25 protein-coding genes are annotated in these 23,166 nt (G+C 55.7%); all 25 read left to right on the forward strand.

Annotation, left to right across the window (positions count from 1 at the left end; genetic code table 11):
* Positions 1-1,483, forward strand: a 1,483-nt coding sequence (gene glmS, locus Q7O77_RS00930) for a glutamine--fructose-6-phosphate transaminase (isomerizing) (RefSeq protein ID WP_304162495.1), incomplete at its 5' end; no start/stop codon positions are given.
* 313 nt (positions 1,484-1,796) lie between these two features.
* Positions 1,797-2,189 carry a hypothetical protein gene (locus Q7O77_RS00935; protein WP_304162498.1) on the forward strand — a complete coding sequence of 131 codons (393 nt, stop codon included), beginning with the start codon at positions 1,797-1,799 and terminating at the stop codon, positions 2,187-2,189.
* Between the two features lie 63 nt (positions 2,190-2,252).
* Positions 2,253-3,335 (forward strand): methyltransferase, encoded by a 1,083-nt coding sequence (locus Q7O77_RS00940; protein ID WP_304162501.1) that lies wholly within the window; start codon positions 2,253-2,255, stop codon positions 3,333-3,335.
* A 57-nt stretch (positions 3,336-3,392) separates the two neighbouring features.
* Positions 3,393-4,121 carry a beta-ketoacyl synthase chain length factor gene (locus Q7O77_RS00945; protein WP_304162503.1) on the forward strand — a complete coding sequence of 243 codons (729 nt, stop codon included), beginning with the start codon at positions 3,393-3,395 and terminating at the stop codon, positions 4,119-4,121.
* A complete protein-coding gene (locus Q7O77_RS00950; protein WP_085650619.1) occupies positions 4,114-4,899 on the forward strand; it encodes a 1-acyl-sn-glycerol-3-phosphate acyltransferase in 786 nt (261 codons plus the stop codon). Before Q7O77_RS00945 ends, Q7O77_RS00950 begins: the two co-directional genes overlap by 8 nt.
* 34 nt (positions 4,900-4,933) lie before the next feature.
* Positions 4,934-5,218, forward strand: coding sequence for a phosphopantetheine-binding protein (locus tag Q7O77_RS00955; protein WP_085650620.1), 285 nt, complete (start codon positions 4,934-4,936; stop codon positions 5,216-5,218).
* A 2-nt stretch (positions 5,219-5,220) separates the two neighbouring features.
* On the forward strand, positions 5,221-5,472 hold the full coding sequence (locus Q7O77_RS00960; protein ID WP_085650621.1) for an acyl carrier protein: 252 nt from the start codon (positions 5,221-5,223) through the stop codon (positions 5,470-5,472).
* Positions 5,459-6,049, forward strand: coding sequence for a hypothetical protein (locus tag Q7O77_RS00965; protein ID WP_304162511.1), 591 nt, complete (start codon positions 5,459-5,461; stop codon positions 6,047-6,049). The genes Q7O77_RS00960 and Q7O77_RS00965 overlap by 14 nt, the downstream gene beginning before the upstream one ends.
* Before the next feature lie 2 nt (positions 6,050-6,051).
* Positions 6,052-7,413 (forward strand): AMP-binding protein, encoded by a 1,362-nt coding sequence (locus tag Q7O77_RS00970; RefSeq protein ID WP_304162578.1) that lies wholly within the window; start codon positions 6,052-6,054, stop codon positions 7,411-7,413.
* The gene (locus tag Q7O77_RS00975) at positions 7,400-7,753 is read left to right on the forward strand and encodes a hydroxymyristoyl-ACP dehydratase (RefSeq protein ID WP_085650623.1); all 354 of its coding nucleotides are present in this window, start codon (positions 7,400-7,402) and stop codon (positions 7,751-7,753) included. The genes Q7O77_RS00970 and Q7O77_RS00975 overlap by 14 nt, the downstream gene beginning before the upstream one ends.
* The gene (locus Q7O77_RS00980; RefSeq protein ID WP_304162514.1) at positions 7,744-9,453 is read left to right on the forward strand and encodes a glycosyltransferase; all 1,710 of its coding nucleotides are present in this window, start codon (positions 7,744-7,746) and stop codon (positions 9,451-9,453) included. Before Q7O77_RS00975 ends, Q7O77_RS00980 begins: the two co-directional genes overlap by 10 nt.
* Positions 9,450-9,878: a thioesterase family protein gene (locus tag Q7O77_RS00985; protein ID WP_085650625.1), complete on the forward strand. Its 429-nt coding sequence runs from the start codon at positions 9,450-9,452 to the stop codon at positions 9,876-9,878. Before Q7O77_RS00980 ends, Q7O77_RS00985 begins: the two co-directional genes overlap by 4 nt.
* Before the next feature lie 20 nt (positions 9,879-9,898).
* Positions 9,899-10,480 carry an outer membrane lipoprotein carrier protein LolA gene (locus tag Q7O77_RS00990; RefSeq protein ID WP_304162580.1) on the forward strand — a complete coding sequence of 194 codons (582 nt, stop codon included), beginning with the start codon at positions 9,899-9,901 and terminating at the stop codon, positions 10,478-10,480.
* Positions 10,452-12,773, forward strand: coding sequence for an MMPL family transporter (locus Q7O77_RS00995; RefSeq protein ID WP_304162516.1), 2,322 nt, complete (start codon positions 10,452-10,454; stop codon positions 12,771-12,773). The genes Q7O77_RS00990 and Q7O77_RS00995 overlap by 29 nt, the downstream gene beginning before the upstream one ends.
* Positions 12,773-13,348: a DUF3261 domain-containing protein gene (locus tag Q7O77_RS01000; RefSeq protein WP_304162521.1), complete on the forward strand. Its 576-nt coding sequence runs from the start codon at positions 12,773-12,775 to the stop codon at positions 13,346-13,348. The genes Q7O77_RS00995 and Q7O77_RS01000 overlap by 1 nt, the downstream gene beginning before the upstream one ends.
* Positions 13,345-14,502, forward strand: coding sequence for a beta-ketoacyl-[acyl-carrier-protein] synthase family protein (locus Q7O77_RS01005; RefSeq protein ID WP_085650628.1), 1,158 nt, complete (start codon positions 13,345-13,347; stop codon positions 14,500-14,502). Before Q7O77_RS01000 ends, Q7O77_RS01005 begins: the two co-directional genes overlap by 4 nt.
* Positions 14,495-14,971: a hotdog family protein gene (locus Q7O77_RS01010; protein ID WP_304162525.1), complete on the forward strand. Its 477-nt coding sequence runs from the start codon at positions 14,495-14,497 to the stop codon at positions 14,969-14,971. The genes Q7O77_RS01005 and Q7O77_RS01010 overlap by 8 nt, the downstream gene beginning before the upstream one ends.
* Positions 14,968-15,699 carry a 3-ketoacyl-ACP reductase FabG2 gene (locus Q7O77_RS01015; protein WP_304162528.1) on the forward strand — a complete coding sequence of 244 codons (732 nt, stop codon included), beginning with the start codon at positions 14,968-14,970 and terminating at the stop codon, positions 15,697-15,699. The genes Q7O77_RS01010 and Q7O77_RS01015 overlap by 4 nt, the downstream gene beginning before the upstream one ends.
* Positions 15,699-16,925, forward strand: a complete 1,227-nt coding sequence (locus Q7O77_RS01020) for a beta-ketoacyl-ACP synthase (RefSeq protein ID WP_304162531.1) — start codon at positions 15,699-15,701, stop codon at positions 16,923-16,925. Before Q7O77_RS01015 ends, Q7O77_RS01020 begins: the two co-directional genes overlap by 1 nt.
* A 618-nt stretch (positions 16,926-17,543) precedes the next feature.
* Positions 17,544-18,584, forward strand: a complete 1,041-nt coding sequence (pstS, locus tag Q7O77_RS01025) for a phosphate ABC transporter substrate-binding protein PstS (RefSeq protein ID WP_304162534.1) — start codon at positions 17,544-17,546, stop codon at positions 18,582-18,584.
* Positions 18,585-18,707: 123 nt separating this feature from the next.
* Positions 18,708-19,667 (forward strand): phosphate ABC transporter permease PstC, encoded by a 960-nt coding sequence (pstC, locus tag Q7O77_RS01030; RefSeq protein ID WP_304162537.1) that lies wholly within the window; start codon positions 18,708-18,710, stop codon positions 19,665-19,667.
* Positions 19,667-20,554 carry a phosphate ABC transporter permease PstA gene (pstA, locus tag Q7O77_RS01035; protein ID WP_094117946.1) on the forward strand — a complete coding sequence of 296 codons (888 nt, stop codon included), beginning with the start codon at positions 19,667-19,669 and terminating at the stop codon, positions 20,552-20,554. The genes pstC and pstA overlap by 1 nt, the downstream gene beginning before the upstream one ends.
* Before the next feature lie 52 nt (positions 20,555-20,606).
* The gene (gene pstB / locus Q7O77_RS01040) at positions 20,607-21,383 is read left to right on the forward strand and encodes a phosphate ABC transporter ATP-binding protein PstB (protein WP_304162542.1); all 777 of its coding nucleotides are present in this window, start codon (positions 20,607-20,609) and stop codon (positions 21,381-21,383) included.
* Positions 21,384-21,396: 13 nt separating this feature from the next.
* The gene (gene phoU, locus Q7O77_RS01045; protein ID WP_085650636.1) at positions 21,397-22,128 is read left to right on the forward strand and encodes a phosphate signaling complex protein PhoU; all 732 of its coding nucleotides are present in this window, start codon (positions 21,397-21,399) and stop codon (positions 22,126-22,128) included.
* 183 nt (positions 22,129-22,311) lie between these two features.
* Positions 22,312-23,148: an ABC transporter substrate-binding protein gene (locus tag Q7O77_RS01050; RefSeq protein WP_304162546.1), complete on the forward strand. Its 837-nt coding sequence runs from the start codon at positions 22,312-22,314 to the stop codon at positions 23,146-23,148.
* Positions 23,149-23,166 lie beyond the last annotated feature (18 nt).

The raw sequence follows: 23,166 nt of genomic DNA on the forward strand, positions 1-23,166 counted from the left end.
ATTCGTTTCCGAAACGGATACGGAAGTCGTCGCGCATCTGGTGCGCTGGGAACAAAAAGAGAACGGCGGTTCGCTGATCGATATTGTTAAACGCGTCATCCCTCAGCTGCGCGGCGCTTACGGTATGGTGCTGATGGACAGCCGCGATCCCAACGTCCTGGTGGCCGCGCGTTCTGGCAGCCCGCTGGTCATTGGCCGTGGCGTAGGGGAAAACTTCATTGCTTCCGATCAGCTGGCGCTGCTGCCGGTCACGCGTCGCTTCATCTTCCTGGAAGAGGGCGATATCGCCGAAGTCACTCGCCGTACGGTACGTATTTTCGATTGTCAGGGTGCGGAAGTGACGCGCGAAGAGATCGAATCCAGCGTGCAGTACGATGCCGGAGACAAAGGCGCCTACCGCCATTACATGCAGAAAGAAATTTATGAACAGCCTCTGGCGATCAAAAATACGCTGGAAGGCCGTTTTAGCCACGGCGAGATCGATTTGTCTGAGCTGGGGGCGCACGCGGACGAACTGCTGTCGAAAGTTGAGCATTTGCAGATTATCGCCTGCGGCACTTCCTACAACTCCGGGATGGTGTCCCGCTACTGGTTCGAGTCGCTGGCCGGTATTCCGTGCGATGTCGAAATCGCTTCCGAATTCCGTTACCGCAAACCAGCGGTACGGCGTAACAGCATGATGATTACGCTGTCCCAGTCTGGAGAAACCGCCGACACGCTGGCGGCGCTGCGTCTGTCTAAGTCGCTGGGCTATCTGGGCTCGCTGGCGATTTGTAACGTGGCCAGCTCGTCGCTGGTGCGCGAGTCCGATTTGGCGTTGATGACCAAAGCTGGCACCGAAATCGGTGTGGCATCGACCAAGGCTTTCACCACTCAGCTGACGGTATTGCTGATGCTGGTGGCGCGCATTGGTCGCCTGCGCGGTATGGCTCCTCAGATCGAGCACGATATCGTGCATGCTCTGCAGGCCTTGCCTGCGCGTCTGGAACAGATACTGTCTCAGGACAAGCTGATTGAATCGCTGGCGGAAGGCTTCTCCGACAAGCACCACGCGCTGTTCCTGGGCCGTGGCGACCAATATCCCATCGCGATGGAAGGGGCGCTCAAGCTCAAAGAGATCTCCTACATCCACGCGGAAGCGTACGCTGCCGGTGAGTTGAAACACGGCCCGCTGGCGTTAATCGATGCGGATATGCCGGTCGTAGTGGTCGCGCCTAACAACGATTTGCTGGAAAAACTCAAATCCAACATTGAAGAAGTGCGCGCCCGGGGCGGCGAGCTGTATGTCTTTGCGGATGAAGAAACGGGATTCACCTCGGACAGCGATATGATGAAAATCATTCCTCTGCCGCATGTGGAAGAAGTCATTGCCCCTATCTTTTACACCGTGCCGCTTCAGCTGCTGGCTTATCACGTCGCCTTAATTAAAGGGACGGATGTCGACCAGCCGCGTAACCTGGCTAAATCCGTTACCGTTGAGTAATTAATCCAGCGCCTTCAGCCAGATAAAGAATGTTTATATTCTCTGGCTGAAGTTATTCCCCCTCTTTTTTCTTTTCGTTATAAATATTTCCGTCCCGCCGCCGTTTATTACTTAAGGTCTTTAATATTTTTTGGGCGCCTGCCATGCAGTGTGTTTTATGAGCATTTGTTCGACTATCTTATGATAATTTTTGTAAAAATATTATAATTTTGGGTAAAATGTGCTCAATGATGCGTACTGCTTTCCAGTTTCGCATTCATAACTGCCGTTTTGATTCAGGCAGACCAAATGGTGAAATTCTTACAGGGATTCTATGAAAAAGTTTCGTATTTTAGCTGCGTGTCTGGTGTGTCTCTTTACTTTGGTGGGCTGTTCATCCAGAAGCGCTTATATTCTGAATGTGAATAAACCCATTACCGGCCATTACAGCATCGACCAGGTAAAAAACGCTATTCTTCAGGCTGGAGAGGAACGTGAATGGGTGATGACACAAGTCTCTCCTGGCGTGATCAATGGTCATGTCGACCAGCGTGGCCATACTGCGGATATCCGCATCAATTACTCCACCAGTAGCTATTCCATCAACTACGTCAGCAGCCAGAATCTTAGAGCGGCGAGAGGTAAAATCCATCGTAATTACAATCGCTGGATAAATAATCTGGATCGCGAAATTCAATTGCGTCTGTCAGCTCAGCTCATTAAATAATAATTCGGGACGGGTAATTTTTATTCGGTCCTTTATTTTCTATTTATTTTTCAGGGAAATGCTGTGTCTTACGGATACGATGAAGATAATATCAGCGCCTTAGACGCGATTACCGAAGCTCAGCGTATCGCCTTTGCCCCTCTGTTGTTTCAGGCGGCGGTCAATTTGCGAGATTACGGCATTTTGTCGTTTCTGGACGAATGCGGAGAGACCGGCACCCCACTGAATGACATTATTTCCGCCGTTAATTTAAATCGTTATGCTGTGGAAATTTTGCTGGATGCGGGATTGAGCGGCCGCCTCGTTTTCCTGAAAAATGATCATTATTTTCTGACCAAAACAGGGCATTACCTTATTCACGATCGTATGACGCAGGTGAATATGGATTTCACCCAGGACGTTTGCTATCAGGGGATGTTTCATCTCAATGAGGCATTAGCGCAAGGCAAGCCTGCCGGTTTAAACATATTTGGTGACTGGCCCACAATATATCCCGCGCTGAGCGTTTTACCGCCCAAGGTGCGGGAAAGTTGGTTCGCTTTCGATCATTTTTATTCGGACGCGGCATTTCAGGCTGCATTGCCTTACGTCTTTCAGTATGGTCCCCGGCAGTTGTATGACGTCGGCGGTAACACCGGTAAATGGGCGATGCTCTGCCACGACTACAACCCGGACGTCCACGTGACGCTGGTAGATTTACCGGAGCAGATCGCTTTAGCGGAAAGCACTATTGCGAATGCGGGCAAATCTGATCGCATCGGCGGTGTGGCAACGGATATTCTCTCTGACGCTCCCTTGCCGACAGACGCTGACATCTGGTGGATGAGTCAATTTCTTGATTGCTTCAGCGAAGAGCAGATTGTGTGGATTTTGCGCAAAATAACGCGGAGTATGCAGCCGGAAGCCCGGATCTGCATTCTGGAAATCTTCTGGGATCGACAAAAATGGGAAGCGGGCGCATTCAGTCTCAATATGTTGTCGCTTTACTTTACCTGTCTTGCTAACGGTAACAGCCGTTTTTATGCCGCGGAGCGCTTTCTACCCTTGTTGACACTGGCGGGGCTGGAAGTGGAACAGCAGGTTGATCATATCGGCGTAGGGCATACGCTGTTGGTCTGCAAAAAATCCGCTGTATCAATCAATTAACGTCAGGGAAAACCGGTAGTTTTGACACGATAAATACCGAAAAGAAGAAAACCAAGTATGAATTTTGCTTTTACACTCCTTGACTGGCAGGCGAGAGCGCCGGGCTTAAATGACTCTACAGATTGGCAGAGCTGGGCGAAAACGCCCCGTGCTATCGATCCTGAACACCCCGTGGGTAAATGCCGCCATCTGCCGATGATGACGGCGAGGCGTCTCAATAGCGGCAGCCGGTTTTCGGTAGACTGCGGATTGTCTTTGTTACAGCAGCACGGCGGTGATGCCGTCGTATTTACCAGTCGCCACGGCGAGCTGGAGCGCAACCTGCGCATCCTGCTGGCGTTATCGCAGCAGGAAAGCCTGTCTCCTACCGACTTCACGATGTCTGTGCATAATTCCGCGGTGGGAAGTTTGACTATCGCCGCCCGATCATCAGTAGTGTCGACGTCGATTGCCGCGGGGGTGGACTCTTTTCAACAGGGGCTACTGGAAGTCGCTGCGCTGCATCAGGCGGGATATCGCCGTGTCGTTCTGGTGGATTTCGACGGCATTATCCCTGCGTTCTACGACGATAAACTGCCAGAACAGATGCCGCGTTATCCTTATGCGGTCGCACTGCTCCTGGCTCCCGGCGATGACCTGACGTGCTCCACCTCACCGTTGAGTCAGGCCATAGAGCCTGAGACGCCGCAGAGCCTGCAGTTTCTGCAGGCGGTGTTAGCGCAAAAAAAGGCCTTCAACATTGGTGGCGCCAACGTCAGCTGGCAGTGGAAAGCGCGTTATGAGTGATTCTGTGGTGTCATTAGCTCCCTTTTCCTGGTTAAACAGACTTTGGCGTGTGGCGATGACCGGCTTCTGCTTCGGCATGTTTAGCCTGGGAGGACTGTTGCTTTCGCTGGTGTGGTTCAACCTGCTGCTGCTGATCCCCTGCGGCGCGTTACGCCGTCGACAGCTGGCGCGGCGCAGTATCTCCGCGAGCTTCCGGTTTTTCCTGTGGTGCGTTCGTACACTGGGCGTCCTGGACTACAAAATAGAAGGCGTAGAAACGCTCCGGAGCGAACGCGGTTGTCTCGTTGTCGCCAATCACCCCACGCTGATCGACTACGTCATGCTGGCGTCGGTCATGCCGGAGGTTGATTGTCTGGTGAAAGCCGATCTGCAAAAAAATGTGTTCTTTCGCGGCGTCATTCGTTCGGCGGACTATCTGATCAACAGCCAGTCCTATACCTTGCTGCCGGAGTGCGAACGGCGCTTGAAACGCGGTGAGGCCATCATGATTTTTCCCGAGGGAACCCGAACCGACCCCGGGCGGCCGCTGGTATTGCAACGCGGTGCGGCGAACATCGCCGTTCGCTGCGGCTGCGATATCCGCATCGTCCATATTCGTAGTACCCAGCAGACGCTGGGTAAACACGACCGCTGGTACCACGTTCCCCGCATAAAAGCGTTGTTGACCGTCACGGTTCAGGATCGCATTCGCAGCCAGGATTTTGTCGGACAGGGCGATGAACCCTCTTTGGCCGCGCGACGCCTGACCCGTTTTTTACAAAATTCGTTAACGCTTTAATTTCATCATTATTCAAAAAAAACAGGTATGAGTTATGGAAAGTCTTTTCATTGAAATCAAACAAATGATTATCGATGCACTAAACCTCGAAGAGGTAAGCGTTGATGAGATTGAGAACGATGCGCCGTTGTTTGGCGACGGGCTCGGTTTGGATTCTATTGATGCACTTGAACTAGGGCTGGCTGTTAAAAATCGTTATGGCGTCGTGCTTTCCGCAGAAAGTGAAGCGATGCGTCAGCATTTCTTCTCGGTCGCCACTCTGGCTGCGTTCATCAACGCGCAGCGTTCAGTGAATTCTGATAATAAAACAATGGGTTAATTATGAACAAGAACGATATTTATCAGGAAGTCACCGGGTTGCTGGTTAAGCTTTTCGAGCTTGATGCTGACGATATTAAACCGGAATCCCGCTTGTACGAGGATCTGGAGCTCGACAGCATCGATGCTGTCGATATGGTGGTTCACCTGCAAAAACGCATCGGACGGAAGATTTCCCCGGAAACCTTCAAATCTGTACGCACCGTGCAGGACGTCGTCACTGCGGTCGAACATTTGCTCAATGAAGGTCAATAACGGTTCATCGTCAGGGAAAACCCTCTCCAGATTGACGGCCGGGCTGAGCGCACTGTTGATGCTGAGCTGGCCTTTTCTGGTGTGGTTTAGCGTCACGCACCCTCATCACCGTTGGATCCTGCCTGTGCTGGCCCTGGTTTTTCTTTTGCGTTTTTACGCGTTATCCAGAGATAAGCGACTGTTCAGAGAAACCGGGGGGCTGCTGGCGGCGGCTGGGGCGCTCCTCTGTCTGACGAGCCTGTGGTTGCAGGATACCCAGTGGTTGATGGGGTATCCGGTGGTGGTGAATCTGGTGATGCTGGGGCTATTTGGCGGGTCGCTATACAGCCGCATGCCGTTCGTTGAACGGCTGGCTCGGCTCAAAGAACCCGACCTGCCGCCTCAAGCCATTCGCTATACGCGCAAAGTGACCCAGATGTGGTGCCTGTTTTTTGTTTTTAACGGCAGCGTAGCGGCATGGACCTGTCTGGCGGGAAATATACGCTGGTGGACCCTGTGGAATGGCCTGATCAGTTACGTATTAATAGGGATAGTGATGGGTGGAGAATGGTTGATACGCCAACGCCTGAGAAAGTGATGATGAAGACGATAAAAGTCTCCCCGGTCAGCGACTGGCTATCGCTGGAAAGTGGTGCGCAGCGCCGCGTGGCCAGCCGAGGTTCGCAGGTATTTACCCTTGCCATGCTGCGTCAGCAGGTGGCTTTACTGTGTGAGCAGCTGTTGGCTGACGATGCCCAGCGGTGGGCGCTTTGTTTTGAAGACAGCTATCTGTTCACCGTGGGATTGCTGGCGTCCCTGCATGCGGGTAAGACGCCGATTATTCCCGGTCACTGCCGTTCGTCGGTGCTGCAAGAGCAGATGAGCGATTTTGATGGCGTACTGACGGATATCACGCTGTCTTTGGATTGCCCTGTCCTGACTCTCCGCGCCGAAACGCAGTCGACATCGCCGGACTGCGAGCTGCCGCCTATGCCGGAGAATGCCTGTGTGGTGCTGTTTACCTCGGGATCGACCGGCACACCTCGTCAGGTGGTTAAACCGGTCCGCTGCCTTGATGAAGAGTCACGTTGGCTGGGGACGCTGTGGGGCGAGCGTTTGCAGGATTGCCACGTTGTCGCCTCCGTCACACACCAGCACATGTACGGTCTGACGTTCTGCATCTGGTTGCCCATGTCATTAGGCCTCAGTTTCGAAAGCCGACAGATCATGTACACCGAACAACTGGCGGCGTTCCCCCGTGAACAACAGCGTTACGCTTTCATCAGCAGCCCGGCCTTTTTACGGCGTCTGGATTACTCTCTGACGGTGCCACGTTGCCAGCTGATTGTGTCCGCGGGCGGTGCGCTGCCTTGGGCATCTGCACAGAAAGCGGCGCAGGGTTTAGGCCATCCCATCGATGAGGTTTACGGCAGCACGGAAACCGGCGTCATGGCATGGTGTTCGCGTGATGGAGAAAAGGCCGTCTGGACGCCGTTTGTCGGCGTGACGCATCAGGCGGATGACGCGGGGGACTGGTGGGTGCGATCGGCGCTGATTCCGCAGCCGGAGGGGATTCGACTGGACGACAAGCTGGCGTTTACCGGCGAAGGGCAGTTCGAACTGTGCGGTCGTCACGATCGTATTTTGAAAGTCGAAGATAAACGTATTTCGCTGAGTGAAATCGAACGTCGACTGCTGTCACTGCCGGAAATCGAAGACGCCGTGGCGGTGCAGGTCAAGCGGAACGAGCGGGCGTGTATCGGCGTGGTGCTGGTTCTCAAATCCCCGCATCTGGCCGCCGACCTGCCGAATCTAAAGCGAAAATGGCGTCATGAGCTGCATCAATGGTTAGAACCGGTCGCGATGCCGCGTTTATGGCGGATCGTCGAGTCCATACCCGTCAACACGCAGAGCAAGCGCGCCTGGCCACAAATACAGGAGCTTTTCCATGCTGCCCGTTGAGATTTCTCGCACAACCCACGAGAGCCACGCGGAGCTGATGCTACGTGCCGATGAGACTCTGTTTTGGTTCCGCGGCCATTTCCCTAAACAACCGCTGCTTCCTGGCATCGCCCAGCTCGACTGGGCATTGCGTTATGGCATGGAGATTCTGGCACCGCAGTGGCGCTTTAGCGCGGTGGAAAACATCAAATTTCAACGTCCCGTACTGCCCGGAAACACGCTGCGTCTGACGCTGAGCTGGCGGGAAGAAAAACGGCACCTGGCGTTCAGCTACCACATCGTGCGGCAGCAAGGTGACGAACTGCCCGCCAGCAATGGGAAAATCACCTTATGTCAATGAACCGCGATTTTTTACCTTGCGTGGTGATCCCCTGCTACAACCACGGCGGCATGATGTCCGGCGTTCTGGCGCGACTGGCGCCTTTCGAACTGCCCGTTTTTATCGTGGATGACGGCAGCGAGCCGGCGACGCAGCAGCAGCTTGAGCAACTGGCCCGCGAAAACGAGCGCGTAACGCTGGTGCGTCTGTTGGATAATCAGGGTAAAGGCGCTGCGGTGATCAAAGGATTTGAAGCTGCCGATGTCGCAGGTTACACGCACGCGTTGCAGGTGGATGCGGACGGACAGCATCAGATAGAAGATATTCCGCGTTTGCTGGATGATGCCCGCGCGCATCCTAATTGCCTGATTTCGGGGCGTCCGCGTTACGATGCCTCCGTGCCGAAATCTCGACTGTATGGTCGCTATGTGACTCATTTTTGGGTCTGGGTCGAGACGCTTTCCCTGTCGATTAAAGACAGCATGTGTGGATTTCGGGTTTACCCGCTGGCGGCCACAATGGCGCTGACGACGCAACGGGCTATCGGTCAGCGGATGGACTTCGACACGGAAATCATGGTTCGGTTGTACTGGCAGGGCACCGCCAGCCGTTTTATCGATACGCGTGTGACCTATCCCGAGAACGGGATCTCGCACTTCGACGCGCTACGGGACAATCTTCGTATCTCGTGGATGCACACCCGCCTGTTTTTCGGCATGTTGCCGCGCATTCCTTCTTTGCTGTTCCGCCGTCGTCGCACGCACTGGGCGCGTATCGCCGAACGAAAAGGTTTGCTGGGTATGCGCATTATGCTGGCCGTCTATCAATGGCTGGGTCGGCGCGGCTTTTCCCTGCTGTTGTGGCCCGTCATCGCATTTTACTGGCTGACCGGCAAAGCGCAGCGTCAGGCGTCTTGCCAGTGGCTGGCGCGGGTTCATGACTATGCGGATCGTCACGCGATTGCGCTGCCGCGTCCCCTCAACAGCTACCGCCATTTCCTGCGGTTCGGCTACGCGATGCTGGACAAAATCGCCAGCTGGCGCGGAGATCTGCGCTGGGGCAAAGAGATCGACTTTGCGCCGGGTACGCTGGACGTCCTCAATCAAGGACGGGAGCGGGGACAACTGATTCTGGCCTCCCACCTCGGCGACATCGAAGTGTGTCGCGGCATGGCCCAAAAGGTCAGTGGATTGGTGATCAACGCGCTGGTCTTTACGGATAACGCCCAGCGTTTCCGGCAGATACAGGAGAGCATGACGCCGCAGGCGGGGGTGAATTTGATCCCCATCAGCGATATCGGGCCAGAGACCGCCATGCTGTTGCAGCAAAAGCTGGATGCGGGTGAATGGGTGGCGATTGTCGGCGACCGCCTCGCCGTCCATCGTCATCGCGGCGTTCAGCAGCGCGTCGTCTGGAGCGATTTTCTGGGACGTCCCGCCCCCTTCCCGCAGGGGCCGTTTATTCTGGCGGCCGCGCTGCGCTGCCCGGTGATGCTGATGTTTGTCATTCGTGAACAGAACCAGCTTCAGGTTTACTGCGAGCCTTTCGCCCCTCTCATTTCGTTACCCAGAGGGTCGCGTCAGGAGGCGTTGCAACAGGTTGCCGACCGGTACGCCGCGAGGCTAGGGCACTACGCGCTGAAAGCCCCTCTCGACTGGTTTAATTTCTTTGATTTTTGGAGTTTGCCGGAAACGACGGCGGCAGATAGGAAAAAACAATGAGTGCACTGAACGATCCCCGCCTGAGTCACGACGTGGAGATAACGGTTTCGTTTCATGACTGCGACCCGATGGGCGTGGTGTGGCATGGCCATTACTTCCGGTTTTTCGAGGTGGCGCGAGAAGCGTTGTTGAACAAATTCAACTACGGCTACCGTGAGATGAAGGCCTCCGGCTATGTCTGGCCGGTGGTAGATACCCGCGTCAAATACCGCTCGCCCCTGACTTATGAACAGCGCATTCGCGTTCGGGCGACGGTGGAAGAAGTCGAAAACCGGCTGCGGATAGCCTACCAAATTTTTGACATAGAGAGCGGACAACGCACCACCACCGGCTACACCATTCAGGTGGCGGTGGAGGAGGGAAGCCGGACGCTGAGCTTTGTATCACCCGATATTCTGTTGGAACGACTGGGAGTAACGCTGTGAAAAGACTCGGTTTTGCCGTGATGATGATGTTCACCCTGACGGCGCATGCCGTCACGCTGGAAGAGCTACAGCAGCGTTTCAGTAGTCAGCCGGTTGTGCGGGCGGAGTTTACCCAGACGCGCGAAATCAAGGGAATGGCGCAGCCGCTGAAATCCAGCGGAGAAATGCTGATCGCACAGCAAAAAGGGCTGTGGTGGCATCAGGCCAAGCCATTTCCGCTGACGATGGTATTGGACGAACAACGGATGGTGCAGGTCATGAACGGGCAGGCGCCGCAGATCGTGACCGCAGAAAGTAATCCGCAGATGTTCCAGTTTAACCACCTGTTGCGCGCGCTGTTTCAGGCCGACCGTCAGGTACTGGAGCAAAACTTCACCCTGGATTTCGCGGACTTGGGCGATCAACGGTGGCGGTTGGTGTTGACGCCGAAAACGTCGCCGCTGGATAAGCTATTCCATGCCATTACCCTCAACGGCCGTGAATATCTGGATCAGATAGAACTCAACGACCGTCAGGGCGATCTCACCCGCATCACCCTTGGCAATCAGCGCCTGACGCCCCGGACATTGAGCGATGATGAGCAAAAACGATTCGTTTTCTAAGTGGCATCGCCGGGCGGCGATCGTCTGGGTGGGATGTTGCGTGGCGCTGTTACTGGCGCTGACGCTGCTGTGGCCGCAGGCCCGCATCAACAGCAGCGTGCTGGCGTTGCTGCCCGACAAGTCGATGGGCGACATCCCGCCGGAACTGCAGGCGGGATTCATGCAGCGGCTCGACCAGCAGATGGTCTGGCTGGTCGCATCGGGGCAACAGGACGATCCGTTTGCAGCCGCGTGGTGGTTGCAGCAACTGCGCACATGGCCGGAGCTGAAACAGGTCAAAGGTCCTATCGACGCCGATCAGCAGAGCGCGTGGGGACGGTTTGCCTACGAACATCGTAACGGTTTGATCGACAGCGCCACGCGCCAGCGCCTGCAAGCGGGCGGCGGCGCGCAGGCGGACTGGGTGTTGGCGCAGCTTTATTCCGCCTTTTCCGGGGTCAGCGGTCAGGAGTTAGCGCACGATCCGCTGATGCTGGTTCGGGGATCGCAACTGGCGTTGCAGCAACAGGCCAGTCAACTTGGGCTATCGCAGGGATGGCTTAGCGCGCAGGACAAGCACGGTCAGCGTTGGTACTTTTTACACGGCGAGCTTAACGGCGACTCCTTCGATATGGCGCAGGGGCAACGGCTGGTCGAAAAGCTGACGCGTTTACAGGATGAGCTGAAAACCCGCTACCCCGACGCGCAGGTGCTGACGCGGGGCACCGTGCTCTTCAGCCACTATGCCAGCCAGCAGGCGAAGCAGGATGTCTCCACGCTGGGCGCGGCGACCATTCTGGGTGTGCTGCTGCTGGTATTTTCCGTCTTTCGCTCGCCCCGACCGTTGCTGCTGTGCGCGCTGTCCGTGGCGATCGGCGCGCTGGCGGGCACGGTCTTTACGCTGATGCTGTTTGGCGAACTGCACCTGATGACGCTGGTGATGAGCGTCAGTATTGTCGGCATCTCGGCCGACTACACGCTGTACTACCTGACCGAACGCATGGTGCACGGCGGCGCGGTCTCGCCGCTGGAAAGCTTACGCAAGGTGCTGCCTAGCTTGCTGCTGGCGCTGGGGACGGCCGTCGTGGCCTACCTGATTATGGTGCTGGCGCCGTTCCCTGGGCTGCAGCAACTGGCGGTCTTCGCCGCCACAGGGCTGGCGGCTTCCTGCCTGACGGTGATTTGCTGGTATCCGCTATTGGTGCGTGGTTTACCCGTCCGCCCTATTCCGGCGATGGTGCTGTTAGGGCGCTGGTTGGCGGCATGGCGTCGAAACCGGCGGGTGCGCTGGGGGATCCCCGGCGCGCTGCTGGTATTTGCCGTCATCGGTATGTGGCACCTCAAGATCGACGACGATATTTCGCAGCTCCAGTCGCTGCCCGCAGCGCTGATGCAGCAGGAGCGCCAGGTGACGGCATTGACCGGACAAGGAGGGGATCAAACCTGGTTTGTCGTGTATGGCGACAATGCCGAGCAAACGCTGCAGCGGCTGGAACAGCTGGCTCCCCGGCTCCAGGAGGATAAAAAACAGCGCTGGTTGACGGCTTACCGGTTGCTGCCGCTGGTGTCGCGCTTACAGCAACAGCAGGATGAAAGGTTGATCGCCGCCGCTGCGCCTGCTGTGGTAGCGCGCCTGAACGATGCGGGCGTGAGCGTTGAGACGCCGGATGTCAAACCGATGCCGGTGACGCCGGACGTCTGGTTGAACAGCCCGCTGAGCGAGGGCTGGCGGCTGCTCTGGCTGACGTTGCCCGATGGTCGCAGCGGCGTTCTGGTGCCGGTGAACGGCGTTCGCGACAGCGCCGCGCTGGATCAGTTGGCTCAGGCAACGCCGGGCGTTATCTGGATCGATCGTAAGAGCAGTTTTGATCACCTGTTCGGCTTCTATCGCGTCATGCTGAGTTGGCTGTTGATCGCAGCGGTCGCCGTGATAGCGGTGAGCTATGTGGCGCGTCTCGGCGTGCGTAAAGGGCTGCTAAGCGTGGTGCCGTCGGTCTTGTCGTTGGGCGGCGCGCTCGCGCTGCTGGCGCTGAGCGGTCATGCGCTTAACCTGTTTTCTCTGCTCGCATTGGTGCTGGTGCTTGGCATCGGCATCAACTACACGCTGTTCTTCAGCAACCCACGGGGTACGCCGATGACCTCGTTGCTGGCGGTGGTTCTGGCGATGTGTACGACGTTGCTGACGCTCGGCATGCTGGTCTTTAGCGGCACGCAGGCGATTAGCAGCTTTGGCATCGTCCTGTGCGGTGGTATTTTTATCGCCTTTTTACTGGCGCCGCTGGCTTTACCGGATTCGAAAGGAAAGAAGAAATAATGTTATTACGCAAAGTGGTGCTGGTGATGTTCAGCCTGTTATTGGCCGCCTGCGCCGGAAAATCTCAGGACAACCGTCCTCAGGCCTGGCTTAAACCGGGCGTGAGAGTCACGCTGCCCGCGCCGGCCATTACGCCTGCCGTCAATCAGCAACAGCTGCTGACTAGTACCTATAAGGGAAAACAGCAGTCGTTGCTGGTGATGCTGAGCGCGGATGAACAGCGCCTTTCGCTGGCTGGATTGTCCTCCTTGGGGATTCGTTTATTCCTTATCACGTATGATGCGGCGGGCATCCACACCGAACAAGCCCTCGTTCTGCCTGAAATGCCGCCTGCCAATCAGGTGCTGGCGGATATCATGCTCAGCCACTGGCCTATCTCCGCCTGGCTGCCGCAGTTACCCACGGGATGGTCGTTACAAGACCGTGGCGACGTCCGGCAGCTGCGCGATAATCGCGGCAACCTGATTACGGAAATTCGTTACATGACCAGAAACAACCTGCGTGAGCCGGTCAGCGTTCAGCAGTTCGTCTTCGGTTATAAGATTGCCATTCAACCGTTGGACGGCGAGTCATGATGTATATCCATGCCGCAGGCATGCTGAATGCCCTGGGCAACGATAATGATGAAATCGCGCTGAATCTGGCGCGTTCCACCGCGCCCGGCTTGAGTCCGGATCACCGCTGGTTATTAAACGATAAGACCTGCTGGACGGGAAAGGTGACGGCCGAACTACCGGCGATCCCCGATGCGCTGGTGAAACACGAAAGCCGCAATAATCAGCTGCTGTTGGCGGCATTGCAGCAGATCCTTCCAGAGGTTAGGGCCGCGATTGCTCGTTTTGGGCCGGAACGCGTGGCCGTCGTCATGGGAACCAGTACTTCAGGGCTGAATGAAGCGGATAGCTATGTCAGCGGTCAGGTTTTTGATTATCACTATGAACAGCAGGAGCTGGGTGACCCGTCGCGTTTCGTCGCCGCTTACCTGGGTCTGCACGGACCGGCTTACACCATTTCCACCGCCTGTTCCTCCAGTGCGCGCGCACTCATCAGCGGAAAACGGCTGGTCGAAGCGGGGCTGGCGGATGTCGCGATTGTCGGCGGAGCAGACACGCTGAGCCGGATGCCATTAAACGGTTTCGACAGTTTAGAATCGCTGTCTGAAAAGCGCTGTACGCCATTCGGCAAACAGCGTGACGGCATCACCATTGGGGAAGGCGGCGCGCTGATGTTGATCGGACGGGAACCTGCCGAGATTGCCGTGCTGGGTGTTGGCGAGTCGTCCGACGCTTATCATATGTCCGCTCCGCATCCAGAGGGCGAGGGGGCAGAACGGGCGATCCGTATGGCGTTGGACGACGCGGGGTTGTGTCCGCAGGATCTGGGCTACATCAACCTGCACGGTACGGCAACGAAGCTTAACGATCAGATTGAATCTCATGTGGTTCACCGCGTGTTTGGCAGTACGGTTCCCAGTAGCTCCACCAAACATCTGACCGGTCACATGCTGGGAGCTGCGGGGATCGGCGAGGCCGCCTTGTGCTGGCTGCTGCTGACGCGCGGCCTGCCGCTGCCGCCGCAGGATTTTTCCCAGAGCGAGCGGGACGATAATCTTCCGGCATGCGGCGTGCTGACCGAACCCGCGGAATTGGCGCGCCCCATCGTTCTGTCCAACTCTTTCGCCTTTGGCGGCAACAATGCCTGCCTGATTCTGGGGAGGCACGATGGCTGACTATGCTTGCGCGGAGCGTTACTTGCCACATCAGACGCCGATGGTGCTGGTGGAAGAGGTTGTCGCGATTGGTGAAGACAGCGCCCACTGTCGGGTGAGCGTCTCTGATACCGGCGTATTGGCGCCATTTCTGGATGCTGAGGGAAATTTGCCCGCCTGGTTCGGTATCGAAATTATCGCCCAGACCGTCGGCGTGTGGTCCGGCTGGTACCAGCGTCAGATTCAGGACGTGAAGCCGGAGCCCGGCATGCTGTTGGGCGGTCGCGGCTATCGCTGTCAGCAGGCGTATTTTCCCGCCGGATCGCTGCTGGATATCCGCATCAAACTCCTGATGCGCGATGAGAAAATTGGCAGCTTCGAAGGGGATATCTTGATCGCGGGAGAATCGTTCGCCTCCGGCAGGCTGAATACCTACCAGCCGGATAAAGCCGAGTTGCAACAATTATTAGAGCAGGAAGAAAACGAATGAGTCGTTCAGTCTTGGTAACAGGCGCCAGCAAAGGGATTGGTCAGGCCATCGCTTTGAGTCTGGCAGCGGACGGGTTTACGGTGGCGGTGCATTACCATCGCGACCAGGAAGGCGCTGAGCAGACGCTGCGTCAGATTGTTGAGTCGGGCGGTCAGGGCCGCATTATTGGATTCGATATCGCCAATCGTGAGCAGTGCCGTACGGAAATTGAGCAGGATATCGAGCGCAACGGGGCCTATTACGGCGTCGTCAATAATGCGGGGATCACGAGTGATGGCGCGTTTCCCGCGCTGGATGAAGAGGCGTGGGATCGCGTGATCCACACTAACCTCGACAGCTTCTACAACGTGATTCACCCTTGCGTCATGCCGATGATCGGCCTGCGTCAGGGCGGCCGCATTATTACGCTGTCTTCCGTCTCCGGCCTGATGGGGAATCGCGGTCAGGTCAACTACAGCGCGGCCAAAGCCGGCATTATTGGTGCGACGAAAGCGTTAGCTATCGAATTGGCTAAACGTAAGATCACCGTGAACTGTATCGCGCCGGGCCTCATTGATACCGGCATGATACAGATGGAGCCCGTTGCTGTGGACGAGGCGATGAAGATGATCCCCATGAAACGGATGGGGCAAGCCGAAGAGGTCGCCGGGCTGGCGAGCTATCTGATGTCGGATATCGCAGCGTATGTGACCCGACAGGTGATTTCGATTAATGGAGGCATGCTGTAATGCGTCGTGTGGTGGTGACGGGAATGGGCGGGATAACCGCATTTGGCGAATCCTGGGAGAGTGTAGCCCGGGGGTTGCTGTCCGGCCGCAACGCGGTGAGCAAAATGCCGGAATGGCAGGTGTATGACGGCCTGAATACGTTGCTGGGCGCGCCGATAAAATCGTTCCAGCTGCCCGAGCACTATACGCGCAAGCGCATACGTTCAATGGGACGGGTGTCGCTGCTGGCGACGCGTGCGACGGAACTGGCGTTGGAGCAGGCCGGTCTGCTGGGACATCCTGTTCTGACCAACGGCGAGACCGGCATTGCTTACGGTTCCTCTACCGGCAGTACCGGGCCGGTCAGCGAATTCGCCACCATGCTGACGGAAAAGCACACCAACAACATCACCGGAACGACCTATGTCCAGATGATGCCTCACACGACGGCGGTTAACGCCGGGCTGTTCTTCGGCCTGCGGGGCCGAGTCATCCCGACGTCCAGCGCCTGTACGTCCGGCAGTCAGGCCATCGGTTATGCGTGGGAAGCCATCCGGCATGGCTATCAGACGGTGATGGTGGCGGGCGGCGCAGAGGAACTGTGTCCGTCGGAAGCGGCTGTTTTCGATACCCTGTTTGCGACCAGCCAGCGCAATGACGCCCCGGAAACGACTCCGGCACCGTTCGATGCCGGACGCGATGGTCTGGTGATCGGTGAAGGGGCCGGGACGTTGATTCTGGAAGAGCTGGACCATGCCTTAGCGCGTGGCGCGACGATCTATGCGGAACTGGTGGGGTTCTACACCAACTGCGACGCGGCGCATATCACTCAGCCTCAGCGCGAAACCATGCAGGTGTGCATTGAGGGCGCTCTGCGCGTCGCCGGTTTGTCGCCAGAAGACATTGGCTATATCAATGCGCATGGGACGGCGACGGATCGAGGCGATATCGCGGAAAGCCTGGCGACGGCAGCAGTGTTCGGTCGTTCTACGCCGATCTCCTCGTTGAAGAGCTACTTCGGCCATACGCTGGGCGCCTGCGGTTCGCTGGAAGCCTGGATGTCGATTGAAATGATGCGAGCAGGGTGGTTCGCGCCGACGCTCAATTTACGGCAGCCAGCCGAAGAGTGTGGCGAGCTGGACTACATCATGAGTGAACCGCGCCAGATTGAGACGGATTATGTGCAATCGAATAACTTTGCGTTCGGCGGCATCAATACCTCGCTGATTTTCCACCGCTGGAAGTAAGGCTCTCTCTTATTTATCGGATAACCTGTTTCCTTCCCGGGTTATCCGATATCTCGATTCTTTCTATTTTTTATTTCCTCCGTTTCTTATAAGAACATATTCAGCGCACTTCCATTCCTAATCAAAATCATCGATAAAAATTATTCTCTGCCGATTTTTTTATATTTCCATCCCGTTTCATTCCGATCTGTTTTGATGCTAATGATTGATTTTATGGATAATTACCAGTCTGGCTTACAACCTGGTTAGGGCTGTATTCTTTGCCTTCGTGAGTGAACTTAATTCGTCATTTCTGATGCATAAAGGCGAGTTAACAGAATGATTCGTGGAGAAGAAAAATAAATCGGCGGGTCGTTTAATTCGGCGTTAATTACCTTTGCGGTCGGGTGAAAATAGTGAAGATGGACTAAACGACCGAGGCGTAAAAAAGCGCGAATTAACCACGAAATAGGGGGTTCATCGAAGCGTCATGGTAAACATGGGGTGTGTCATAAAAATGTAATATTTCGTACATTTTACTGTCACTGAATTGACCTATTTTTTGCTGCAGCAAACTACACTCTGATAATACACACTAGCTCTGGGTCTACACGTTGACAATATCCCACAGGAGGGATTATGAAACTGATTCGTACCACTGTTGCCAGTATTGTTGCAGCAAGTGTTTCTCTGACTGCCGTCTCTGCTTTCGCTGCCGTTAACATCACCGGCGCAGGTGCGACGTTCCCCGCGCCGGTCTATGCCAAATGGGCTGACTCCTATCAGAAAGAAACCAGCAATAAAGTTAACTATCAAGGCATTGGTTCTTCCGGCGGTGTTAAGCAGGTAACGGCGAAGACCGTAGACTTCGGCGCATCCGATGCTCCGCTGACGGATGAGAAGCTGACTCAGGACAAACTGTTCCAGTTCCCGACCGTCATCGGCGGTATCGTGCTGGCGGTTAACGTTCAGGGCGTGAAGCAGGGTGAACTGACGCTGGATGGTAAAACACTGGGCGATATCTACCTAGGCACCATTAAAAAATGGGATGACCCGGCTATCGCCAAGCTGAACCCGAACGTGAAGCTGCCGAATCAGGATATCGCCGTGGTACGTCGTGCAGACGGTTCAGGCACCTCTTACGTATTCACCAGCTACCTGGCTAAAGTCAACGCACAGTGGAAAGAGAAAGTCGGTTCCGGCAACACAGTGAACTGGCCGACCGGTCTGGGCGGTAAAGGCAACGACGGGATCGCCGCCTTCGTACAGCGTCTGCCGGGGTCTATCGGCTACGTTGAATACGCCTATGCCAAACAGAACAACCTGGTTTACACCAAGCTGATCTCCGCTGACGGTAAGGCGGTCAGCCCGTCTGGCGCTTCGTTCAGCAACGCGGCGAAAGGCGTAGACTGGAGCAAATCCTTTGCACAGGACCTGACCTTCCAGAAGGGCAGCGATGCGTGGCCTATCACCTCCACCACCTTCATCTTGCTGCAAAAAACGCAGAGTAAACCTGAGATCGGCAAAGAAGTGCTGAAGTTCTTCGACTGGGCTTACGATAAAGGCGCCGCTCAGGCAGAAGCGCTGGATTACGCGACGTTGCCGAAAGAAGTCGTTGAGCAGGTTCGCGCCGCGTGGAAAACCCAGATTAAAGACAGTGAAGGTAAAGCCCTGTACTAATCGTACGTTGTACGATAGAACGTTTCCCATTACGTAGTAACAGAGAGGTGGATAAACCGGAAACGGCATATCCACCTTTGAACTTTTCATTGGGTTATCCCAGTTTATTAGGAAGAGAGTTGTATGGCTGAATATAAGCCAACCATTACTCCACCAGGAAAACATGGCGACGTGATCTTCGGCGCGGTGGTCCGGTTGGCAGCGCTGTTAACGTTGTTGCTGCTGGGCGGTATTATCGTTTCTCTGATTATTGCGTCCTGGCCCAGTATTCAAACCTTCGGTTTTTCATTCCTGTGGACGAAAGAGTGGGATGCGCCTGCTGGAAAATTCGGTGCGCTGGTCCCGATTTACGGCACCATCGTCACCTCCTTGATTGCACTGATTATCGCCATACCCATCAGTTTCGGCATCGCGCTGTTTCTGACGGAGTTGGCTCCCGGCTGGCTCAAACGCCCGCTGGGCGTTGCCATTGAGTTGCTGGCGGCGATCCCCAGCATCGTATACGGCATGTGGGGGCTGTTTATTTTTGCCCCGCTGTTCGCGCAATATTTTCAACAGCCGGTAGGAAACGTTCTGTCAGCGATCCCGTTCGTGGGTTCCCTATTCACCGGTCCTGCCTTCGGCATTGGTATTCTGGCTGCGGGTGTGATTCTGGCCATCATGATCATCCCTTATATCGCCGCCGTCATGCGCGACGTCTTTGAGCAGACGCCGGTCATGATGAAAGAGTCGGCTTACGGCATTGGCTGCACGACCTGGGAAGTGATCTGGCACATCGTGCTGCCGTTCACCAAAAATGGGGTGATTGGCGGCGTCATGCTGGGTCTGGGACGCGCGTTAGGCGAGACCATGGCGGTGACCTTCATTATTGGTAATACCTATCAGCTGGACAGCGTTTCGCTGTTTATGCCTGGCAACAGCATTACCTCCGCGCTGGCTAACGAATTCGCCGAGGCGGATACCGGGCTGCATACCGCGGCGCTGATGGAGCTGGGGCTGATTCTGTTTGTGATTACGTTCATTGTCCTGGCCTGCTCAAAATTCATGATCATGCGTCTGGCGAAAAATGAGGGAGCGAGCTGATGGCGACGATGGAAATCGAACGCAGCGACGAGATAGCGCGTAATCGACGCAAAATGCAGTCCTGGCGTCGCCAGAAAAACCGTATCGCGCTGTGCCTGTCCATGCTGACCATGGCATTCGGGCTGTTCTGGCTGATCTGGATTCTATTCTCCACCTTTACCCGGGGATTCGACGGCATGTCGATGGCGCTGTTCACGGAAATGACGCCGCCGCCTAACACCCCCGGAGGCGGTCTGGCGAATGCGATCGTCGGCAGTGGGCTGCTGATCTTATGGGCGACCTTGTTTGGCACGCCGTTGGGTATTCTGGCCGGAATTTATCTGGCGGAGTACGGCCGTAAATCGCTGATCGCCGAAGTAATTCGCTTCATTAACGATATTTTGCTGTCGGCGCCTTCCATCGTGGTCGGCCTCTTCGTCTACACGCTGGTGGTGGCGAAGATGGAGCATTTCTCCGGCTGGGCTGGCGTGATCGCACTGGCGCTGTTGCAGGTGCCTATCGTCATTCGAACGACTGAAAACATGCTGAAACTGGTGCCGGATAGCCTGCGCGAAGCCGCGTATGCGCTGGGTACGCCGAAGTGGAAAATGATTTCCGCCATCACCCTGAAAGCCTCCGTGTCCGGGATTATCACCGGGATTTTGCTGGCGGTGGCACGCATTGCCGGGGAAACGGCGCCGCTGCTGTTCACCTCGCTATCGAATCAGTTCTGGAGCACCGATCTGATGAACCCGATAGCCAACCTGCCGGTCACCATCTTCAAGTTCGCCATGAGTCCGTTCAAGGAGTGGCAGGATCTGGCTTGGGCCGGTGTGCTGCTGATTACGCTCTGCGTTCTGTTGCTGAATATTGTGGCGCGCGTGCTGTTCGCTAAGAAAAGCGCCTAAAACCCTGTCGAGTGTTGCGTAGCAGCACCACCGCTAGAAGAGAGAAGTCTTGATGAGTATCGTTACTGAGACATCCACCAGCAAAATCCAGGTGCGTGATCTGAATTTTTATTATGGAAAATTTCACGCGCTGAAAAACATCACGCTGGATATCGCACAGAATCAGGTGACCGCGTTTATCGGTCCGTCAGGGTGTGGTAAATCGACGCTCTTGCGCACCTTGAACAAGATGTATCAGCTTTATCCGGAGCAGCGCGCCGAAGGCGAAATCCTGCTGGACGGAAACAACATCCTCACCGATAGTCAGGATATCGCCCTGCTGCGCGCCAAAGTGGGCATGGTTTTCCAGAAACCGACGCCGTTCCCGATGTCGATTTATGACAACATCGCCTTTGGCGTTCGCCTGTTCGAAAAGCTGTCTCGCGTCGACATGGATGAACGCGTGCAGTGGGCGTTGACCAAGGCGGCGTTATGGCAGGAAACCAAAGATAAGCTGCACCAGAGTGGTTACAGCCTGTCCGGCGGTCAGCAGCAGCGTCTGTGCATCGCGCGTGGGATCGCCATCCGCCCGGATGTGCTTTTGCTGGATGAACCCTGTTCGGCACTGGACCCGATCTCGACGGGTCGCATCGAAGAGCTGATCTCCGAGTTGAAGAAAGAGTACACCGTGGTGATTGTCACCCATAATATGCAGCAGGCAGCGCGCTGTTCCGATCATACGGCGTTCATGTACCTGGGAGAGCTGATTGAATTCAGCGACACCGACACGCTGTTTACTGCGCCACAGCAGAAACAGACCGAAGACTACATCACCGGTCGCTACGGTTGATCAGGGGAGTTTGATGGAAAACCTCAATCTGAATAAACATATCTCCGGTCAGTTCAACGCTGAGCTTGAGCACATTCGCACTCAGGTGATGACGATGGGCGGGCTGGTGGAGCAGCAACTGACGGATGCCATCACGGCGATGCACAACCAGGATGAAGACCTGGCCAAACGCGTCATCGAAGGCGACGCCAAGGTCAATATGATGGAAGTGAGCATTGATGAGGCCTGCGTGCGCATCATTGCTAAACGTCAGCCCACGGCGAGCGATCTGCGTCTGGTTATGGCGATCATCAAGACGATTTCTGAACTGGAACGCATCGGCGACGTGGCGGACAAAATCTGCAGCACGGCGCTGGAGAAATTCTCGCATCAGCATCAGCCGCTGCTGGTCAGCCTGGAGTCCATGGGGCTGCACACGGTGCAGATGCTGCACGACGTACTGGACGCGTTTGCCCGTATGGATCTGGAAGAAGCGATCCGCATCTATCGGGAAGACCGTAAGGTGGACAAGGAGTACGAGGGCATCGTGCGTCAGCTGATGACCTACATGATGGAAGACTCGCGCACCATTCCGAGCGTGTTGACCGCGCTGTTCTGCGCGCGTTCCATCGAACGTATCGGCGACCGCTGCCAGAACATTTGCGAAATTATTTTCTATTTCGTCAAAGGTCAGGATTTCCGCCATGTCGGCGGCGATGCGCTGGAAAAATTGCTCATCGAAAACGATGCGAAAAAAGACAGCTAACCTCTTGGTTCCTGCCTCATCGAGAAGCCTCGCACTGCGGGGCTTTTTCTTTTTCCGGGCGGAAAAAGTATCGCGATCGACGGGATATGTAACATAACATTATATTATAGTCGGATATGTTATTTCCCTATATTTAGTCGGGTGTTAGCCTATAACCTATAAAAAACGGGGTAGGGATAACACATGAAAAATCGCTTTTTGACGTTAACGCTGGTGGCCGGATTGGCCGCGCTTTCAGGGACCGCTCAAGCGGATAAATTGGCAGATATTCAGAAGTCCGGCGTAGTCAAAGTCGCCGTGTTCGATAGCAATCCGCCGTTTGGTTATGTCGATCCCCAGACCAAGAAGCTGGTGGGCTATGATGTCGATATCGCCGAAGCCGTCGGCAAAGCGCTGGGCGTTAAAGTCGATCTGCGCGCCACCAACCCCGCAAACCGCATTCCGCTACTGGTCTCGAAAAAAGTGGATCTCATCGCCGCTAACTTCACGATCACCGACGAACGCGCCAAACAGGTCAATTTCAGTATTCCTTACTTCTCCACCGGACAGAAATTCATCGCTCGCAAAGGCGTCCTGAAAACGCCGGAAGACATTAAAAACCTGCGCATCGGGGCGGATAAAGGCACCGTGCAGGAAATCACCCTGCGCGAGCACTATCCTACGGCCAAAGTGATCTCCTACGACGACACCCCGCTGGCTTTCGCGGCGCTGCGTAATGGCAACGTGCAGGCGATAACGCAGGATGACGCCAAACTGGTCGGTCTGCTGGCGAACGTCCCGGCGGCACAGAAGGCCGAGTTTGAAATCTCCCCGTTCAGCATCACGCGCGAATATCAGGGCATTGGTATCCCGAAAGGGGAAGACGCGCTGGCGCAAAAGGTGAGCGACGCGCTGTCGGCGCTGGAAAAACAGGGTGAGGCAGAGAAGATCTACAACCGCTGGTTCGGGCCTGAGACGCTTTCCGCCCAGCCGCGCGGCGACTTTAAATTTGCGCCGTTAGATCAACAACCTAAAAGCTGATTTCCCCACAGATGACTG

This window comes from Lonsdalea britannica (assembly GCF_946477055.1).
GTDB classification, from domain to species: domain Bacteria; phylum Pseudomonadota; class Gammaproteobacteria; order Enterobacterales; family Enterobacteriaceae; genus Lonsdalea; species Lonsdalea britannica_A.

Coding starts and splice junctions, on each gene's coding strand:
- Q7O77_RS00935 (WP_304162498.1), top strand. CDS start 1,797: ATGAAAAAGTTTCGTATTTTAGCTGCGTGTCTGGTGTGTCTCTTTACT.
- Q7O77_RS00945 (WP_304162503.1), top strand. CDS start 3,393: ATGAATTTTGCTTTTACACTCCTTGACTGGCAGGCGAGAGCGCCGGGC.
- Q7O77_RS00950 (WP_085650619.1), top strand. CDS start 4,114: ATGAGTGATTCTGTGGTGTCATTAGCTCCCTTTTCCTGGTTAAACAGA.
- Q7O77_RS00955 (WP_085650620.1), top strand. CDS start 4,934: ATGGAAAGTCTTTTCATTGAAATCAAACAAATGATTATCGATGCACTA.
- Q7O77_RS00960 (WP_085650621.1), top strand. CDS start 5,221: ATGAACAAGAACGATATTTATCAGGAAGTCACCGGGTTGCTGGTTAAG.
- Q7O77_RS00965 (WP_304162511.1), top strand. CDS start 5,459: ATGAAGGTCAATAACGGTTCATCGTCAGGGAAAACCCTCTCCAGATTG.
- Q7O77_RS00970 (WP_304162578.1), top strand. CDS start 6,052: ATGAAGACGATAAAAGTCTCCCCGGTCAGCGACTGGCTATCGCTGGAA.
- Q7O77_RS00975 (WP_085650623.1), top strand. CDS start 7,400: ATGCTGCCCGTTGAGATTTCTCGCACAACCCACGAGAGCCACGCGGAG.
- Q7O77_RS00980 (WP_304162514.1), top strand. CDS start 7,744: ATGTCAATGAACCGCGATTTTTTACCTTGCGTGGTGATCCCCTGCTAC.
- Q7O77_RS00985 (WP_085650625.1), top strand. CDS start 9,450: ATGAGTGCACTGAACGATCCCCGCCTGAGTCACGACGTGGAGATAACG.
- Q7O77_RS00990 (WP_304162580.1), top strand. CDS start 9,899: ATGATGATGTTCACCCTGACGGCGCATGCCGTCACGCTGGAAGAGCTA.
- Q7O77_RS00995 (WP_304162516.1), top strand. CDS start 10,452: ATGATGAGCAAAAACGATTCGTTTTCTAAGTGGCATCGCCGGGCGGCG.
- Q7O77_RS01000 (WP_304162521.1), top strand. CDS start 12,773: ATGTTATTACGCAAAGTGGTGCTGGTGATGTTCAGCCTGTTATTGGCC.
- Q7O77_RS01005 (WP_085650628.1), top strand. CDS start 13,345: ATGATGTATATCCATGCCGCAGGCATGCTGAATGCCCTGGGCAACGAT.
- Q7O77_RS01010 (WP_304162525.1), top strand. CDS start 14,495: ATGGCTGACTATGCTTGCGCGGAGCGTTACTTGCCACATCAGACGCCG.
- Q7O77_RS01015 (WP_304162528.1), top strand. CDS start 14,968: ATGAGTCGTTCAGTCTTGGTAACAGGCGCCAGCAAAGGGATTGGTCAG.
- Q7O77_RS01020 (WP_304162531.1), top strand. CDS start 15,699: ATGCGTCGTGTGGTGGTGACGGGAATGGGCGGGATAACCGCATTTGGC.
- pstS (WP_304162534.1), top strand. CDS start 17,544: ATGAAACTGATTCGTACCACTGTTGCCAGTATTGTTGCAGCAAGTGTT.
- pstC (WP_304162537.1), top strand. CDS start 18,708: ATGGCTGAATATAAGCCAACCATTACTCCACCAGGAAAACATGGCGAC.
- pstA (WP_094117946.1), top strand. CDS start 19,667: ATGGCGACGATGGAAATCGAACGCAGCGACGAGATAGCGCGTAATCGA.
- pstB (WP_304162542.1), top strand. CDS start 20,607: ATGAGTATCGTTACTGAGACATCCACCAGCAAAATCCAGGTGCGTGAT.
- phoU (WP_085650636.1), top strand. CDS start 21,397: ATGGAAAACCTCAATCTGAATAAACATATCTCCGGTCAGTTCAACGCT.
- Q7O77_RS01050 (WP_304162546.1), top strand. CDS start 22,312: ATGAAAAATCGCTTTTTGACGTTAACGCTGGTGGCCGGATTGGCCGCG.